Source organism: Streptomyces sp. NPDC059852 (genome assembly GCF_042731455.1).
Classification (GTDB): domain Bacteria; phylum Actinomycetota; class Actinomycetes; order Streptomycetales; family Streptomycetaceae; genus Streptomyces.
Map to the genome: position 1 here is coordinate 179075 of NZ_JBHWJK010000001.1, position 16252 is coordinate 195326.

Sequence of the window (16252 nt, forward strand, 5' to 3'; positions counted from 1 at the left end):
CCCCTCTCACCGGTACTCCGACAGCCTGCGGCCGATGCCGAGGACCGCGCCCGCCGCGCCCAGCACCGCGAGGACGGCGGCACCGGCCGGAACGCCCGTCAGCGCGTCCAGGCCGCCGCCCGCGGCCCGCCGGAACTCGCCCTGCTCGTGGGTGAGCGCGGTCGCCAGCGCCTTGTCGACGTTGTCGAAGCACACGCTCGTCGGCTCCTTCGCGGTGCCGATGATGCGGTCGCGGGCCGCCTGGTAGTTCCCGGAGTCGTTGTCCGCGCGCGCGAGGTCGTGGCGGTCCTTCCAGACCTTCATGAAGCCGTTCGCGTCCCGTACGGGCTTGCCGCCCGCCGCGTCGTCGGCGAGGTCCGCCGCGCGGGCGAGCGCCGTGCGCAGGGCGTCGATCTGCCGGTCGTAGCCCCACTCGTAGGCGTCGACCGTGCTGCCGTCCTCCAGGGCGCGGGTGTCGGCGCCGCGGCGGACCAGGGTGAGGTTCTCGTCGCTGCGGGCGGTCAGGGAGGCGATCCGGGCCTCGTGCAGCACCGTCAGGGAGCGCACGCCGTGCTCGTAGGAGTCGTCGAGGCCCGCGCGGGCCACGGTGTGGCTCACCGTCAGCCACAGCAGGCCGACGGTGGCCGCGGCGGTGGCGGTCACGAGGCCGTGGTTGAGCACCCGGTTGGTGCGCCGGTAGGTGCGGTGCTGGGCCCATCCCAGGGCGGCCAGCGCGAGGACGCCGAGGCCGAGGGAGGCCCACGGGAAGGACCGGGCGTCGGCGTAGTCGGCGCCCAGGCGGCCGTTCTCCGATCGGTACAGCTTCTCCGCGGCCGGCAGCATGCGCTGCTGCATCATCTCGTTGGCCGCGCGCAGATAGGCGCCGCCCACCGGGTAGCCCTGGCGGTTGTTGGCCCGCGCCGTCTCCACCAGGCCGTTGTACTCGGGCAGCAGCCGGCTCAGCGAGGCGATCGTGCGGGCCGAGGCCGAGCCCGGTTCGGAGTTGGCGGCGGCGGTGACGAGCTTGGCGGCGGCCGTGCGGATGTCCTTCTCGTAGCCCGCGCGCATCGCCGGCTTCTCCTGGAGGCCCGCGAGATAGCCGCTGGCCGCCGCGGTGTTCGCGTCGGCCAGGGAGCGGTAGATGTCGGCCGCGTCCGAGCTGAGCGGCTGGCTGCGGTGCAGGACGTCGTCGGCGGCGGCCGTCCGCTCCGTCATCTGCCAGGCGGCGACGGCGCCGAACGCGACGACGAGCAGCGCGAGGACGGCCCCGAGGATGCGCAGCCGGCCCGGCTCGGTCGTGGCGGCCGCCCGGAGCTGGTCGAAGCCCTCCGCGAACGCGGTGCGGCGGGCCCGCGGGACGGGTGCAGGCGCGGCGGAGGCGGGCGCCGACTCCGGTGCGGGGGGCCCGGGTTGGGGCGGCACGGACGGCAGCGTCGGCACGCTCCGGGCCGGCTCCCGGCCCGGTGGTGGCGGCGCGCTGCCGCCCGGTGTCCGTGTCATGCCGACCTCCCCCATGGCCATCCGTCGCGGGCCAGTATCGCCGCCCGGACCGGCGTCCGCACCGGCCTCGACCGATCTTGGTCCGGTCACGGCGGCGGCCCCGGTCCCCGGCACCGCCGGACACGCCCCCGCACCACCCCCTGCCCATGAGAACGCCGTGGGAATCGGTTCGGTTCCACCTCGTCGCGCCGGGCGTCGGGGGAGTGCGGGGGTGTGTCCGGGAGCGGCGGCCGGCTACGGCTCGAAGTGCCGCCGCAGCCGGGCGTGCACCTCCTCGGGGGCACCGACCGCGTCCAGCCCGAGCAGGGCCGCGCCCAGCACCGGCCGCGCCGCCACCACCCGCGGTACGGCCTTGGGGGCGCGGGCCGCCAGCAGGTCCCGTATCCCGTCGTCCAGTTGGGGGTGGCGGGCCGCCAGGACGCTGCCGCCGAGCAGGACCGGGGTCTCCTCCCCGAGCAGACCGAGCCGGGTCAGGGCGACCGTCGCCATGGTGACCACCTCGTCGGCGAGCCGGTCGACGAGGGAGCGCGCGACCGCGTCGCCGGACGCGGCCGTGGCGAACAGCACCGGCGCCAGTTCGTGCCGGCGCCGCTCCGGGAGGTGCCCCAGATGCAGGGCCTCGATCAGCGCGTACATGGAGGACAGCCCGAAGTGCGCGGGCAGCGCCTGGGCCAGGGACGTGGCCGCGCCCCGCCCGTCCTCCGCGCGGGCCGCGTGCCACAGCGCCTCCTCCGCCAGGCCCCAGCCGCCGCCCCAGTCCCCGGACAGCCGGCCGAGCGCCGGGAAGCGGGCGGTGCGCCCGTCCGGACGCATGCCCACGCAGTTGATGCCGGCGCCGCAGACGACGGCCACCCCGCGGGGCTCGGTGACCCCGGCGCGCAGGATCGCGAAGGTGTCGTTTCGGACCTCGACACGGGTGCCCCACGCGCGTGCGTGCAGCGCGGCCGCCAGGGTCTCCTCCTCCACCGGCAGGTCGGCGTTGGCCAGACAGGCCGACACATGGTCGGCGCGGGTCACGCCCGCGGCCGTGAACGCCTCCTCGACGGCCTCGGCCAGCGTGTCCATCGCCTGCTCGACGCCCACGGCGGGCGGCCGGAAGCCTCCCGCGCGGGCGGTGGCCAGGACGGTGCCGTCGCCCGCCACGACGGCGACGTCGGTCTTGCTGTTGCCCGCGTCGACGGCGAGGACACGTGCGGTCATGCCCACGCGAGGTGCTCCCGGTTGTGTGCGATCAGCTCGTCGGTGAGCTGCTCGGCGTACTCGAACTGGCCGACGAGGGGGTGCGCGAGGAGCGCCCGGAACACCCGGTCGCGGCCGCCGCGCAGGGCGGCGGAGAGCGCCAGGTCCTCGTAGGCCGTCACCTGCGCCATCAGACCCGAGTACAGCGGGTCGAGACGGGGCACGGGCAGCGGCGCCGGGCCGTTCTGGCCGACGGCCGCCTGCACCTCGATCACCGCGTCGTCGGGGAGGAAGGGCAGCGTGCCCCGGTTGAGGGTGTTCACCACCTGGTAGGGGCTGCCGGCGCCGTTCAGCAGGGCGGCCGCGAGGTCCACCGCCGCCTCCGAGTAGTACGCCCCGCCCCGCTTGGACAGCAGTTCCGGCTTCTCGTCGAGCGCCGGGTCGGCGTACAGGGCGAGCAGTTCACGCTCCATCGCGGCCACCTCGGCGGCGCGGGACGGCTTGGTGCGCATCTCCCGGACGACCGCGTCGTGGGCGTAGTAGTAGCGCAGGTAGTAGGACGGGACCACGCCCAGCCGGTCCAGCAGGACGCGGGGCAGACGCAGGTCGGCGGCGAGGGCGTCGCCGTGCTCGGCGAGCAGCTTCGGCAGGACGTCCGCGCCCTCGGGGCCGCCCAGACGCACGCCGGTCTCCCAGGTGAGGTGGTTGAGGCCGACGTGGTCGAGGTGGATGTCGGCGGGGGAGGCGCCGAGCAGGGCGGCGAACTTGCGCTGGAAGCCGATCGCCACGTTGCACAGGCCGACCGCCCGGTGCCCCTCCTGGAGCAGGGCGCGCGTGACGATGCCGACCGGGTTGGTGAAGTCGATGATCCAGGCGCCCGGGTTGGCGCGCCGGACCCGCTCGGCGATGTCCAGGACGACCGGCACGGTGCGCAGCGCCTTCGCGAGACCGCCGGCGCCGGTGGTCTCCTGGCCGACGCAGCCGCATTCCAGGGGCCACGTCTCGTCCTGCTGCCGGGCCGCCTGGCCGCCGACGCGCAGCTGGAGCAGGACCGCGTCGGCCCCGTCGACGGCCGCGTCCAGGTCGGTCGTCGTGGTGATCCTCCCGGTGTGGGCCTGGCGGGCGAAGATACGGCGGGCGAGGCCGCCGACCAGCTCCAGGCGGTCCGTCGCCGGGTCCGTCAGGACCAGTTCCTCGATGGGCAGGGTGTCGCGGAGACGCGCGAAGCCGTCGATGAGTTCCGGCGTGTAGGTCGAGCCTCCGCCGACCACGGTGAGTTTCACTTGAGATTCAACCCTTTACTCCGGTGAGCGTGACGCCCTCTACGAACGCCTTCTGGGCGAGGAAGAACACGAGGATCACGGGGGCCATGACCAGGACGGTCGCCGCCATGGTGAGGTTCCAGTCGGTGTGGTGCGCCCCCTTGAACGACTCCAGTCCGTACGACAGGGTCCAGGCGCCCGGGTTCTCGGACGCGTAGATCTGCGGCCCGAAGTAGTCGTTCCAGGCGTAGAAGAACTGGAAGAGTGCCACTGCGGCGATACCCGGTTTCGCCATGGGCAGCACCACCCGCAGCAGGGTGCGCAGTTCGCCGCAGCCGTCGACCTTCGCCGCGTCCAGGTACTCGTCGGGGATGGTGGTGAGGAACTGCCGCAGCAGGAAGATGGAGAACGCGTCCCCGAACGCCATCGGGACGATCAGCGGCCACAGCGTGCCCGACAGGTCCAGCTGCTTCGCCCAGAACAGGTACATCGGGATGATGACGACCTGCGGCGGCAGCATCATCATCGAGACGACCAGCATGAGCGTCAGATGGCGGCCCCGGAAGCGGAACTTGGCGAGCGCGTACGCCACCGGGACGGACGAGACGACGGTGAGGACCGTGCCCAGCCCGGCGTACAGCAGCGTGTTGCGCCACCAGGTCAGGAAGCCGGGGGTGTCGAGGACCTGGGTGTAGTTGCCCCACTCCCAGGTCCGCGGGACCAGGTCCCGGGTCAGCGTCTGCTGGTCGCTCATCAGCGAGGTCAGCACGACGAACACGAACGGCAGGACGAAGAACAGGGCGGCCGCGACGCCCAGGGAGTGCACGGCGATCCACTCCAGCACCGCCCGGCGGCGCGCGGTGCGTTCGGCGGCGGTCGGGGCGGCCGGCCGGGCGGGCCGTTCCAGCACCTGGGTCATGGCCGGTCACCTGCCTGGATGAGCCCGCCCCGGCGTCGCATCAGCAGCGCGGTGAACGCCATGGCGAGGGCGAAGAGGACGAGCGCGACCACACAGGCGGAGCCGTAGTCGAAGCGCTGGAAGCCGAGGTTGTAGACGAGCTGGGGGAGGGTGAGCGTCGACTTGTCGGGGTAGCCCGGCTCGAACTGCTGGCCGGAGCCGCCGATGACACCGGAGGCGACCTTCCCGGCGACCAGCGGCTGTGTGTAGTACTGCATGGTCTGGATGACCCCGGTGACGACGGCGAACATGACGATCGGCGAGATGTTCGGCAGGGTGACGTACCGGAACCGCTGCCAGGCCGAGGCGCCGTCGAGCTCGGCTGCCTCGTACTGCTCCTTCGGCACGTCGAGCAGGGCGGCCATGAAGATGACCATGAGGTCGCCCACCCCCCACAGCGCGAGCGCGGTGAGGGCCGGCTTGGACCAGGCGGGGTCGGTGAACCAGCCGGGCGCCGGCAGGCCGAGGTCGCCGAGCACCGAGTTCACCGGTCCGGTGCCGGGGTTGAGCAGGAAGACGAAGGCCAGCGTCGCGGCGACCGGCGGGGCGAGGTAGGGCAGGTAGAACAGGGTGCGGAAGACCCCGACACCGGTCCTGATCTTCGTGATGAGCAGTCCGACGCCCAGTCCGAACACCACCCGGCAGGTCACCATGACCAGCACCAGCCAGAGCGTGTTGCGCAGCGCCGGCCAGAACAGCGGGTAGTCCTGGAAGACGTAGGTCCAGTTGTCCAGGCCCCGGAACGCGGGGGTGCCGAAGCCGTCGTACCTCATCAGCGAGAAGTACACGGTGGACACCAGCGGGTAGGCGAAGAAGACGCCGAACCCGATGAGCCACGGTGACAGGAAGGCCACCGTCCGAAGCGCCGACCGGCGGCGCTTCGCGCGGAGTGTGTACGTCGCCATCGGGGGCTACTTCGCCTGCTCGATGTCGGTGTCGATCTGCTCGGCGGTCTTCTCCAGGCCGGCCTTCAGATCGGTCACCTTGCCGGACTCGTACTGGAAGCCGAAGTCCTGGAGGGTCGTCTGGTAGGTCGAGCCGTTGACGGACGCCGGCGGGGTGTTGGAGTGCGGGTTCTGCGCGATGTCCAGGAACGTCTTGAAGCCGGGATCCACCTTCAGGTCGGGCGACTTCAGTGCCTCGAAGGTGGAGGGCACGTTGTGGATGGCGTTGGCGAAGGACACGACGGCCGCGGTGTCGGTCGTCAGGTACCTCACCAGCTCCCAGGCCGCGTTCTGCTTCTCGCTGCGCGGGGCGATGCCGATGATCGTGCCGGAGAGGAAGCCCTTGCCGTACTCGTCCACCTCGTCGTCGGCGACGGGCAGCGGCGCGGTGCCGATCTCGAAGTCCGCGCCGGCGTCCTGCGCCATGCCGAGCCGCCACTCGCCGTCGAGCTGCATGGCCACCTGGCCGGTGTGGAAGGGGTGCTTGGCGCCCCACTCGTCACCGAAGGTGTTGCGGTACTTCTCCAGCTTCGCGAAGCCGCCGAGGTCGTCGACGAGCTTCTTCTGGTAGGTGAACATCTCGGCGAACGCGGGGTCCTTGGCGATGTTCGACTTGCCGTCCTCGTCGAAGTAGGCGTGGTCCCACTGGGACATGTAGTGGTCCACGACCGTCTCGTAGCCGTGGTACGTCGGCATGAAGCCGAGCTGCTCGTAGCCGTCGCCCTTGGTCTTCGTGAGCTTCTTCGCGACCTTCGCGAACTCCGACCAGGTCTTGGGCGGGGACGTGACGCCCGCCTTCTCGAAGGCGTCCTTGTTGTAGTAGAGGCCGTAGGCGTCGCCGAGCAGCGGCAGGGCGCAGCGGGTGCCCTCGAACTGCGTGTAGTCGAGCATCGGCTTCGGGATGAGCTTGCCGAGGTCGAGCTTCGACTTCTCGATGAACGGCTCGAGGTCGAGGAAGGCGCCGGAGGAGCAGAACTTGCCGACGTTGGAGGTCGTGAACGACGACACCACGTCGGGTCCGTTGGAACCGCCCGCGCGCAGCGCCTGGTTGAGCTTGTCGTCGTTGATGTTGCCGACGACCTTCACCGTGATGTTCGGGTGGGCCTTCTCGAACGCGTCGACGTTCGCCTGGATCGCCTTCACCTCGGCGGGCGCGCTCCAGCCGTGCCAGAAGGTGATCGTGGTGCGCGCGTTCGGGTCGTCGTGCGCGCCGGCCTCCGAGGAGCCCGTACAGGCCGTGGCGAGCAGGGCCAGGGAGGCGGACGCGGCGAGGGCCGCCGCGGACCGGCGGGGCATCGAGGATATGACGTTCCTGGACTTTCCGGGCATGGCGAGGTCTCCCAAGGGCGGGACGGGGTGGGTGTGGGTGGTGCGGGAGTGGGGTGGTGGGGTGCGGGTCAGCGCGAGGTGTCGAAGACCTCGTCACGGGTGGCGGCGAGGGCGCTCTCCAGCGCGCCGCGCAGCACGGGGTGTTCACGGACGTCGCCGACGACGAGCCGGGGCCGGGCCGCGGCCAGTTCCTCCAGTTCGTCCTGGACGAGGGTGCGCAGGGTGTCCCCGCCGGCGGTCAGCGAGGCGCCGCTGAGGACGACGAGTTCCGGGTCGAGGACGGAGACCAGGGAGGCCAGACCGGTGGCCAGCCGGGTCGCGTAGGTCTCCAGGAGCCGCCGGTGGGGGCCGTCGTCCCGGGCGGCGGCCCGCTCGACGAGGGCGGCGGCGACCTCGGCGTACGGCCCCGACGGGATGTCCGGGACGCCGAGTTCACGGGCGAGGCGGGGGACGGCCTGGGAGCCGGCCAGCTCCTGGTAGCCGCCGCTGTTGGCCTTGGTCACCTGGCGGACGAGGGGGGCGCCCGGCACGGGCAGGAAGCCGACCTCGCCCGCGCCGCCGGTCCAGCCGCGGTGCAGCCGGCCGCCGAGGACCAGGGCGGCGCCGAGACCGCCCTCGTTCCACAGCAGCACGAAGTCCTCGTGGCCGCGGGCCGCGCCGAGCCGCTGCTCGGCCACCGCCGCGAGGTTGACGTCGTTCTCGTACTCGACCGGCATCGGCAGCGCCGCGGCGAGTTCGTCGAGCAGCGCGGGGGAGTGCCAGCCGGGCAGATGGGAGGCGTAGCGCAGGCGGCCCGTGTTGGGGTCGAAGGCGCCGGGAGTGCCGATGACGAGCCGGTGGACGTCGGCCCGGGTCAGTCCCGCCGCCTTCACCGCCCCGTCGAGGGCGTCGGTGACCTGCCGCACGACCGGCTGGGCCGGCCGTCGGCCGGGGGTGGGCAGTTCGTACGAGCCGACGGTGCGGCCGGTGACGTCGGCCACGGCCGCGAGGACGCGCTCCGGGGTGACGTCGAGGCCGGCGGCGTACGCGGCCCGCGGGTTCACCTCGTACAGCTGGGCGTTGGGGCCGGGGCGCCCTTCCGTGGTGCCGGTGGCCAGGACCAGGCCGGCGGCCTCCAGGCGGGCCAGCAGCTGGGAGGCGGTCGGCTTGGAGAGGCCGGTGAGCTTGCCGATCCGCGTGCGCGACAGCGGCCCGTGCTCCAGGAGGAGGTCCAGGGCGGCGCGGTCGTTCATGGCGCGCAGGACGCGCGGGGTGCCCGGCGTACCGGCGGTTCCTGCCATGGGGTGCGACACCTGCCTCTCGGCTGCCCAGCTTCCCAGTGATCACCGGGTGACGTCCATCCCGGACGCCCCGTGTGATCACTGTTAGGAAAGTTTCCTATTCGCTGCGGAGGAAACTAAGCCGGTGGGGAAGGCGGAGTCAAGGGATTCCGTCGGGCGAAACGCGCTCGTCATCTGGGGAGGTCGGGCCGCCGGGCGCCGGGGGCCGGAGCACCGGGGAGCGGGGCGGGCGTCCGCTCGCGCCAGGGCAGCAGCAGCGGCGTCGCCAGCAGCAGGACGCCGGCGAGCGCGATCGCGGCCCGAGGGCCCGTCACCATCGCCAGCACGCCCCACAGCGCGGTCATCGCCGCCGTCACCGTCTTGCTCGTGATCGACCACGCCGTCAGGGTGCGGGTCACCCGGTCCGGCGGGGTGCCCTCCAGACGCCGGGTGGCGAGCACCGGGGTGAACACCGCGGAGCTGGTGATCAGGCCCAACTCCACGGCCATCACGAGCACCAGACCGGCCGTGCCCGGCCCCACGAAGGCCAGGCCCACCGACCAGCAGGCGCGCAGCGTGCCGGCCACCAGCAGCACCCGGCGCTGCCCGTGCCGGGCGACCAGCCGCCGGGACAGCCGGGAGCCCAGCAGACCGCCCAGGCACGGCACGGCGAAGGCCAGCCCGTACTGCCAGGGCGTGAAGCCGAGACGGCCCAGCATCAGCACCGCGAGGAGCGGGGACGCCACCATGATCAGGGCGTTCACGAGGACGGTGTTGAGGAACAGCGGGCGCAGCACGGCATGGCCGAGGATGTGCCGCCAGCCCGCCCGCAGATCGTCCAGCCGAGGGCCCCGCACGCCCGCGGGGCGCTCCGGAGGCTCCTCCGTCCCGCCCACGGCCCGCAGCCCCAGCGCCGACAGCAGATAGCTCGCCGCGTCCGCCAGGACCGTGGCCACCGGCCCGAACACCCCGACGGCGACACCGCCCACGGGTGGGCCCAGCGCGGTCGCCGTCCAGGCCGTCGCCTCGAAGCGGCTGTTGGCCGTGAGCAGGTCCTGCGGCGGCAGCAGGGACTTCAGGAACGCCCCGCTCGCGGCGCCGAACGTGATGTCGGCGGCGGCCGTCAGCACCGACACCACCAGCAGCTGGGCAAGGCTGAGCACGTCCAGGGCGTACGCCACGGGCACGCTCAGCAGCGCCGCGCACCGCAGCAGGTCCGCCGCGACCATCACCGGCCGCTTCGGGCGGAACTCCACCCAGGCGCCGAGCGGCACCGCGAGCACCGCGCCCACCGCGAGCCCCGAGGCCGCCAGCAGCGCCACCTCGGTCGGCCCGGCGTGCAGCGCGAGGACCGCGATCAGCGCGAACGCGTCGAAGGCGAGCCGCGTACCGAACGCACTCACCGCGTAGGCGGCCCACAGCCAGCCGAAGCGCCGTCCCAGGGACCGCTCGCCCACCGTCTTCACCGCCGCCCGCCCTCCGTCGCCCCAGGCATCCAAGCCGATCCGGCCCACCGGGGCGAACGGGCCGGTCACGGCGTGCCGGACACCGGCCGGCCCGGTGGGCGAGGAGGGGTCGCTACTTCGTCACGCCGGGGGGCGTCAGGGGTGTGGCCGCCTGGGACTGGGGCGAGCTGGTGCTGGCGTAGGCGGAGGGGGCCGCCATGGCGGCGGTGGGGTCGGGCGCGGGCGTGTCGTCCGGGGCGGGCGCCGGACGGCCGATGATCGGGATGTCGGCGGCGTCGAAGGCGCGCTTGACGCGCCAGCGCAGCTCGCGCTCCACCGTCACGGACTTGCCCGGCATGGTCTTCGCGGACAGCCGCACCACCATCGAGTCCAGCGACACGCTGTCCAGGCCCAGCACCTCGACCGGTCCCCAGAGGAGCTCGTTCCACGGCTCCTCCTTCGTCATCTTCTCGGCGACCTCGTCGAGGGTGGCCTTGATCTTGTCGAGGTCCTCGTCGGCGCGGACCGTGACGTCCACCGCGGCCATCGACCAGCCCTGCGACAGGTTGCCGATGCGCTTGACCTCGCCGTTGCGGACGTACCAGATCTCGCCGCCCTCGCCGCGCAGCTTCGTCACCCGCAGGCCGACCTCGATCACCTCGCCCGAGGCGACGCCCGCGTCGATCGTGTCGCCGACGCCGTACTGGTCCTCCAGGATCATGAAGACGCCGGACAGGAAGTCGGTGACCAGGTTGCGGGCGCCGAAACCGATCGCGACGCCCGCGACACCGGCGGACGCCAGCAGCGGCGCCAGATCGATCTCGAAGGTGCCCAGGACCATCAGGGCGGCCGTGCCCGCGATCAGGAAGCTGGCCACCGACCGCAGCACCGAGCCGATCGCCTGCGAGCGCTGCCGGCGGCGCTCGGCGTTGACCAGCAGACCGCCCAGCGCCGAGCCGTCCACCGCCTGCGCGCTCCGGCTCATCCGGTCGATGAGCTTGGTGATCGCGCGGCGCACGACCACTCTCAGCACCGCCGCTATCACCACGATCAGCAGGACGCGCAGACCGATCGCCAGCCAGGTCGACCAGTTCTGCTCGACCCAGGTGGCGGCCTCGGCCGCGCTCTCGTGGGCGTCCCGGATCGAGGGGACCGCCGGGGTCGTCGTCTCCGAGGGGACCGGCGACGGCGTGGCGTCGGCGGCCGGCAGGACGGCGGGCAGGGACACAGCGGGTACCTCCAGTGCAGCGGCCCGCCCCGTCGGCAGTGGTCAAGGTCGGCCAAGGTCACGAAAAGGTCACCGGCGGGGCGGGCTCACCACACTATCGGGGCATCGCGCGCACATCGTCCCCATGTTCGGGGGAGGAAGGCCGCTCACCTGGGGATGAACTGGTGGGATGAACCGTTCATCGCTCTGGGGAGGCATCGGATGTGGTCGAAAACACTCCCAGCCCGTTACCGGGACATGGTGGCGCCATCACCAGGCATGAGGGGAAACTGACTACAGATCGTCCCGGCGCGAGCCACGCGCCGCCGACGCCCAAGGAGGCATCCGTGCCGCATGTCCTGGTCCTCAACGCGTCGTACGAGCCGCTCGGCGTCGTACCGCTCCGCCGCGCGCTCGTCCTCGTCCTCGAGAACAAGGCCGTATGCCTCGAGGAGTCCGGCGCCTATCTGCACAGCGCAACCGTCACCGTCCCCGCACCCAGCGTGGTCCGGCTCAAGCGATTCGTGCGCGTCCCCTACCGGGGGCCCGTTCCTCTCACCCGCAGGGCGCTCTTCGCGCGCGACGGGGGCCGGTGCATGTACTGCGGTGGCGTCGCAACCAGCGTCGACCACGTCATCCCGCGCAGTCGCGGGGGCAAGCACGTCTGGGACAACGTGGTGGCGTCCTGCCGCCGCTGCAACCACGTGAAAGCCGACCGCCATCTGTTCGAGATCGGCTGGCGGCTGCGCCACAAACCGGCTCCGCCGACCGGTCTCGCCTGGCGCATCATCGGCACCGGGCATCGCGACCCGCGCTGGTTGCCGTACTTGCAACCGTATGGGGCGGATGACGCCTTGGCCCGGATCGACGGCATTTCCGCCTGAGATTCCGGGCCTTCGCGTATGCCGGCGCACGGGGGCGCGGCTCCCTTCTCAGGGAGTTCCGCGCGCCCCCCGCACCGTGTACGCGCCGCCGCCCACGGCGAACAGCACCGCGGCCGTCGCCCACGCGCCGCCGCCGGCACCCGGCTCCAGCAGCCATGCCCAGGCGGGCAGCGCGGTGCCCCGCAGCCCCGAGACCCCCATGTACATCGCGCTGACATAGCCGAACACCGGCAGCCAGCTCAGCCGCGCGCCCAGGACCACCGCCGCGCCCGCCGTCAGGCCGACGCAGCCCAGGACGTTGCGGATCATGGCGGGCGGGCCGAAGGTCTGCGCGCTGGACAGGACCGCGAGCGGGAGCAGCGCGGCGGCCAGCGCCGTCAGGCACAGCAGATGGGTCAGGCGGCGGCGCCACCAGGGGCGCACCGCCGTACGGTCCAGCTCCTCGGAGGCGGAGTGCAGGCTGGTGCCGATGGCCGTCGCGGCCACCAGTGGGGCCAGGGCCACCACCGGGACCCTGCGCTCCGGGTCGAGGTAGGAGTCCAGGGAGTGGGCCGCCCACACCGCCAGCACGGTGGTCGCGGCGAGCGCGGCGACCGTCTGCGGCAGGGCCCGGGAGCGGGCGTACAGGACGAGTCCGGTGCTGGTCACAGGGTCGGCACCCCGCTCCGGTCGCAGTCGCCGGCCGTCGCGAAGTACTTCGACAGCCACGCCCGCCGCTCGTCCTCCGCCATCCCCAGGAGCCGGGCGCGGGCCCGCTGCCGGGCCTTCAGGTCGGCGCGGTCGGCCGGGGAGCCCTGGGCGGCCAGGTCGTCGAAGAGCTCCTCCTGCGGGTTCGGGGCCAGGTAGTGCTCCACGGCGGCGTCCGTGCGGGCCACGGCGGGCTCCATGCCGTCGCAGTCGCGGCCGGCGAGGGCCATTCCCGCCTCCCAGGCGTACTGCCCGGGGTCGACGAGCTTCCCGCGCACGACCGACCGGCCGATCGGGGTGACCATCGGAAGCGCGGCCTCGTCGGCGCGCGGACGGCCCGGGCGGTCCTCGAAGCGGACGGGGACGTGCTCCACGCCCCGCAGACGGCCCGTCAGCCCGGACAGGGCCTCGGTGATCTGCGGCAGCAGCTTCTCGTACCGGGCGTTCACACACACCTGCGGGGTCGTGGAGGTGTCGCAGACCTGGCGCCCGGCCACCGGGTTGGCGCGGGTCGGGTCGCCGGACTGGACCAGGACCACCGCGGCGGCCGTCGCGCAGGCCAGCGGCACCAGGGCGAGGGCCCGGCGGCGGGCGGTGAGCGCCAGGACCGCGGCGGCGGCGAGCCCGCCCACCCACACCACCGACACCCACGGCTGCCACCACACCGGCACCCGGTCGGCGGAGGTCCCGGTCAGCGGGGACAGCGCGGACCAGGCGTCGTCGTGGTCGTAGGACAGGAATCCGAGCACCGCGTACCCGGCCGTCGCCAGCACCGGGGCCGCCAGCCGCCAGGCCACGGCCCGGCCCACCACCTGGCCCGCGAACGCCGCGCCGCCCAGGAGGAGCGAGTCGGTGAGCGGGACCACCAGGTAGGGGCTGTCCCCGGTGGCGCAGTACCAGGTGGCCAGCAGCGCGCACCCGGCGGCGACGAGGTGCCCCACGGCCACCCAGAGGGCGACCGGCACCGCCGACGCGAGGAAGCGGGGGAGCGCACCGCGTACGGCGGTCTCCAGCAGGTCGCCGGTCCCGCGCCGGCGTTCCCGTCCGCCCTGCCAGGACCCCGCGGCCAGCGCCAGAGGGATGCCGAGCAGGACGGCGGCCGTGTGCGTGTGGTCCCGGGTCTCCGCCCAGCCGCCCTGCCAGCTCTCCGCCGGCACGGCGAGGGCGACGATCAGCGTGAGCAGCACGGCCGCCCCGGCGAGCGGAGCGAACCCGGTCAGGAACTCCGGGCGCAGGGGAGTGGCCCTGGCGACCGTCGGGGGCCTTCTCTCCAGGAGCGTGGTCATCGGGCCGCCACCTCCCGGTGGGCGCGCAGGGCCGCCGTGTAACCGCGCTCGATGGGGTGGTCGCCGGCGCCGTCCGAGGCGGCGCCGAGGGCCGTCAGGGCGTCGGGGGTGCCGCGGTAGGCGAGCCGTCCCCCGGCGATGAGCGTGACCTCGGTGCAGGCCGCGGCCACGTCCTCCACCAGGTGTGTGGAGACCAGGACGGTGGCCTCCGCGCCGAGTTCGCGCAGCAGTTCGCGGAACTCCACGCGCTGCTCCGGGTCCAGGCCCGCCGTCGGCTCGTCCAGGAGCAGCACCGCCGGGTCGTTGACGATGGCCTGGGCGATACCGACGCGGCGGACCATGCCGCCGGACAGCGTCCTGATCTTCGCGTCGATCCGGTCGGCCAGCCCCACCCGGGCCACGGCACGCTCCACGGCGGTCGGTATCCCCGCCGCGGGCATCTCCTTCAGCCAGGCCATGTAGGCGACGAACTCGCGCACGGTGAAGCCGGGGTAGTAGCCGAAGTCCTGCGGCAGATAGCCGAGCCTGCGGCGGACCTCGGTGCGGCCGCGCGGGTCGGCGATGTCCTCGCCGAGCATCCGCACCCGGCCGCCGGTCGGGGCGGCGACCGTGGCCAGCACCCGGATCAGCGAGGTCTTGCCCGCGCCGTTCGGGCCGAGCAGCCCGTGCACGCCCCGGCCGAAGCCGAGGTCGAGGGAGTCGAGGGCGACGGTTCTGCGGTGCCGGACATGCAGACCGGCCACCTGAATGGTGGTCAAGGAAGCTCCAGAGCCGTGAGGAGTGGGGTCAGTGCCGTTCGAGGCGGTCGTACGCCGTGCGCCGGGCCGCCAGCAGCGCGGCGCACAACGCCGCCGCCACCGCCCAGCCGCCTTGCGCGGCGGCGCCGCCGACGTACAGGGAGAGCTGGTCCGACAGATGCCGGGACACCGCGCCGTCCGGGGTCGCCAGCACCGGGGCGAGGACGGCGCACAGCCAGCCGCCGCCGGTCACCGCCGTCGCCGCGCGCAGCCCCAGCCAGCCGCCGAGGGCCAGCGCGGCCAGTGTCAGCGTGAGCCCGGGCAGCAGCCAGGCGGCGGCGCCCGGCGCCCCCGAGGACGGCACGGCGACCCCGGCGAGGGTCAGCAGCGGCAGGCTCACCGCGAGGACCACCGCGGTGCGCACCAGCGCCAGCCGCAGCCCCGCCGACGGCGTGGACGCGGCCAGCTCGTGCAGCGGGTCCGCGTGGCGGCCGTACGACAGGGCCACCCCGGCGACCGGGACGACCGGCGCGACGGCCAGCAGCAGGGGGCGGGCCCCCGAGAAGTCGGCGACGTGCGCGAGCAGCACCGCGCCGAGCGCCACGAGCAGGACGGCGGGCAGCCAGGCCCCGCGCACGGCGGGGGCGACGGCCCAGAGGAGACGGGGGGCGCGCAGCGGCACGGGCTGGACCGCCGGTGCCTGCGGTGCCGCGTCCAGGACCGCCTGCCTGAGGTCCGCCAGGGCCGGTCCCGCCGCCGTGGCCCGTACCGCCCGCGACACCCGGCCCGCGCAGGAGGCGCAGGACTCCAGGTGCTTCTCCAGGGACCAGGCGTCGGCGTCGGGCAGGGAGCCGTCGGCGTAGCCCGCGATCAGGGGGTCGGGTGCGTGCCGGCCGGTCATGCCGTACCTCCCATGGGGGACGGGGTCAACTGGGCGAGCGCGGCGCGCAGTTCGGCGCGGGCGCGGGTCGACCGGGACTTGACGGTGCCCTCGGGGATGCCGAGCAGCCGGGCCGTCTCACGGGTGGTCAGCCCGTCCACCACGGTGGCGCGCAGCACGTCCCGCAGCTCCGGGGAGATCCGGGTCAGGGCGGTGCCGACGTCGCCGTACTCCAGCCCCGTCAGCACCCTCTCCTCCGCGGAGGGCGCCGACGGGGCCGGTCCGGCGCCGGCCGGAGCCGCGTCGATCGGCGTGGTCTCCAGCCGTCCGGCCCGCTGCTGCGCCCGGCGCGCGTCGATGAGCCGGCGGGCCGCGATCGTCCACAGCCAGCCGCCCGCCTCCTCGCCGCGGTGCGCCCCGGCCGAGCGCCACACGGTGACGAACGTGTCCTGGAGCACCTCGCGCACCACCTCGGGGTCCGCGCAGCGCCGGGTGAGCCGGGCGTGCAGCCAGCCCGCGTGCCGGTCGTACAGGGCGGCCATCGCCGCCGGGTCGCCGGCCGCGACGGCCCGCAGAAGGGCCCCGTCCCCCTCGTCCTTCTCCCGATGGCCCCCCATGGGGCGGAACAGTCTCACACCCCGTCTATCGACGGCCCCGGCGGCGCCGGTTCGCGATCGGACGACGGAATGGGATGTGACCCAGGCCACGTTGTCCTG

At 73.7% G+C, this 16252-nt stretch carries 15 protein-coding genes; 1 reads left to right on the forward strand and 14 read right to left on the reverse strand.

Annotated features, from left to right (window positions below; translation table 11 throughout):
• Positions 1-6: 6 nt before the first annotated feature.
• From ACFV46_RS00835 to ACFV46_RS00875, 9 genes are all read right to left on the reverse strand, one after another.
• Complete coding sequence (locus tag ACFV46_RS00835; protein WP_385496592.1) at positions 7-1479, reverse strand: hypothetical protein; 1473 nt, start codon at positions 1477-1479, stop codon at positions 7-9.
• Positions 1480-1713: 234 nt separating this feature from the next.
• The gene (locus ACFV46_RS00840) at positions 1714-2685 is read right to left on the reverse strand and encodes an N-acetylglucosamine kinase (RefSeq protein WP_385496593.1); all 972 of its coding nucleotides are present in this window, start codon (positions 2683-2685) and stop codon (positions 1714-1716) included.
• Positions 2676-3941 carry a 6-phospho-beta-glucosidase gene (locus ACFV46_RS00845; protein ID WP_385496594.1) on the reverse strand — a complete coding sequence of 422 codons (1266 nt, stop codon included), beginning with the start codon at positions 3939-3941 and terminating at the stop codon, positions 2676-2678. Before ACFV46_RS00845 ends, ACFV46_RS00840 begins: the two co-directional genes overlap by 10 nt.
• Before the next feature lie 7 nt (positions 3942-3948).
• Positions 3949-4839, reverse strand: coding sequence for a carbohydrate ABC transporter permease (locus ACFV46_RS00850; RefSeq protein ID WP_385496595.1), 891 nt, complete (start codon positions 4837-4839; stop codon positions 3949-3951).
• The gene (locus ACFV46_RS00855; RefSeq protein ID WP_385496596.1) at positions 4836-5783 is read right to left on the reverse strand and encodes a carbohydrate ABC transporter permease; all 948 of its coding nucleotides are present in this window, start codon (positions 5781-5783) and stop codon (positions 4836-4838) included. The genes ACFV46_RS00850 and ACFV46_RS00855 overlap by 4 nt, the downstream gene beginning before the upstream one ends.
• A 6-nt stretch (positions 5784-5789) precedes the next feature.
• Entirely contained in the window at positions 5790-7118 is a 1329-nt protein-coding gene (locus ACFV46_RS00860) for an ABC transporter substrate-binding protein (RefSeq protein ID WP_376726646.1), read from the reverse strand.
• A gap of 101 nt (positions 7119-7219) precedes the next feature.
• Entirely contained in the window at positions 7220-8431 is a 1212-nt protein-coding gene (locus tag ACFV46_RS00865; protein WP_361924048.1) for an ROK family transcriptional regulator, read from the reverse strand.
• A 170-nt stretch (positions 8432-8601) separates the two neighbouring features.
• Positions 8602-9915, reverse strand: a complete 1314-nt coding sequence (locus ACFV46_RS00870) for an MFS transporter (protein ID WP_385496757.1) — start codon at positions 9913-9915, stop codon at positions 8602-8604.
• Between the two features lie 73 nt (positions 9916-9988).
• Positions 9989-11083 carry a mechanosensitive ion channel family protein gene (locus ACFV46_RS00875; protein WP_376726644.1) on the reverse strand — a complete coding sequence of 365 codons (1095 nt, stop codon included), beginning with the start codon at positions 11081-11083 and terminating at the stop codon, positions 9989-9991.
• A gap of 326 nt (positions 11084-11409) precedes the next feature.
• Between ACFV46_RS00875 and ACFV46_RS00880 the strand changes: the two genes are divergently transcribed.
• Positions 11410-11946, forward strand: coding sequence for an HNH endonuclease (locus ACFV46_RS00880; protein WP_019760491.1), 537 nt, complete (start codon positions 11410-11412; stop codon positions 11944-11946).
• 48 nt (positions 11947-11994) lie between these two features.
• Here the strand turns inward: ACFV46_RS00880 and ACFV46_RS00885 are convergent, their stop codons facing one another.
• From ACFV46_RS00885 to ACFV46_RS00905, 5 genes are read right to left on the reverse strand one after another with little or no spacing between them, the layout of a single operon-like run.
• Entirely contained in the window at positions 11995-12594 is a 600-nt protein-coding gene (locus ACFV46_RS00885) for a hypothetical protein (RefSeq protein WP_361924045.1), read from the reverse strand.
• Positions 12591-13919, reverse strand: a complete 1329-nt coding sequence (locus ACFV46_RS00890; protein WP_385496597.1) for a hypothetical protein — start codon at positions 13917-13919, stop codon at positions 12591-12593. Before ACFV46_RS00890 ends, ACFV46_RS00885 begins: the two co-directional genes overlap by 4 nt.
• On the reverse strand, positions 13916-14677 hold the full coding sequence (locus ACFV46_RS00895; protein ID WP_385496598.1) for an ABC transporter ATP-binding protein: 762 nt from the start codon (positions 14675-14677) through the stop codon (positions 13916-13918). Before ACFV46_RS00895 ends, ACFV46_RS00890 begins: the two co-directional genes overlap by 4 nt.
• A gap of 28 nt (positions 14678-14705) precedes the next feature.
• Positions 14706-15557: a zf-HC2 domain-containing protein gene (locus tag ACFV46_RS00900; protein ID WP_385496599.1), complete on the reverse strand. Its 852-nt coding sequence runs from the start codon at positions 15555-15557 to the stop codon at positions 14706-14708.
• A complete protein-coding gene (locus ACFV46_RS00905; RefSeq protein ID WP_385496600.1) occupies positions 15554-16153 on the reverse strand; it encodes an RNA polymerase sigma factor in 600 nt (199 codons plus the stop codon). The genes ACFV46_RS00900 and ACFV46_RS00905 overlap by 4 nt, the downstream gene beginning before the upstream one ends.
• Positions 16154-16252: the final 99 nt, after the last annotated feature.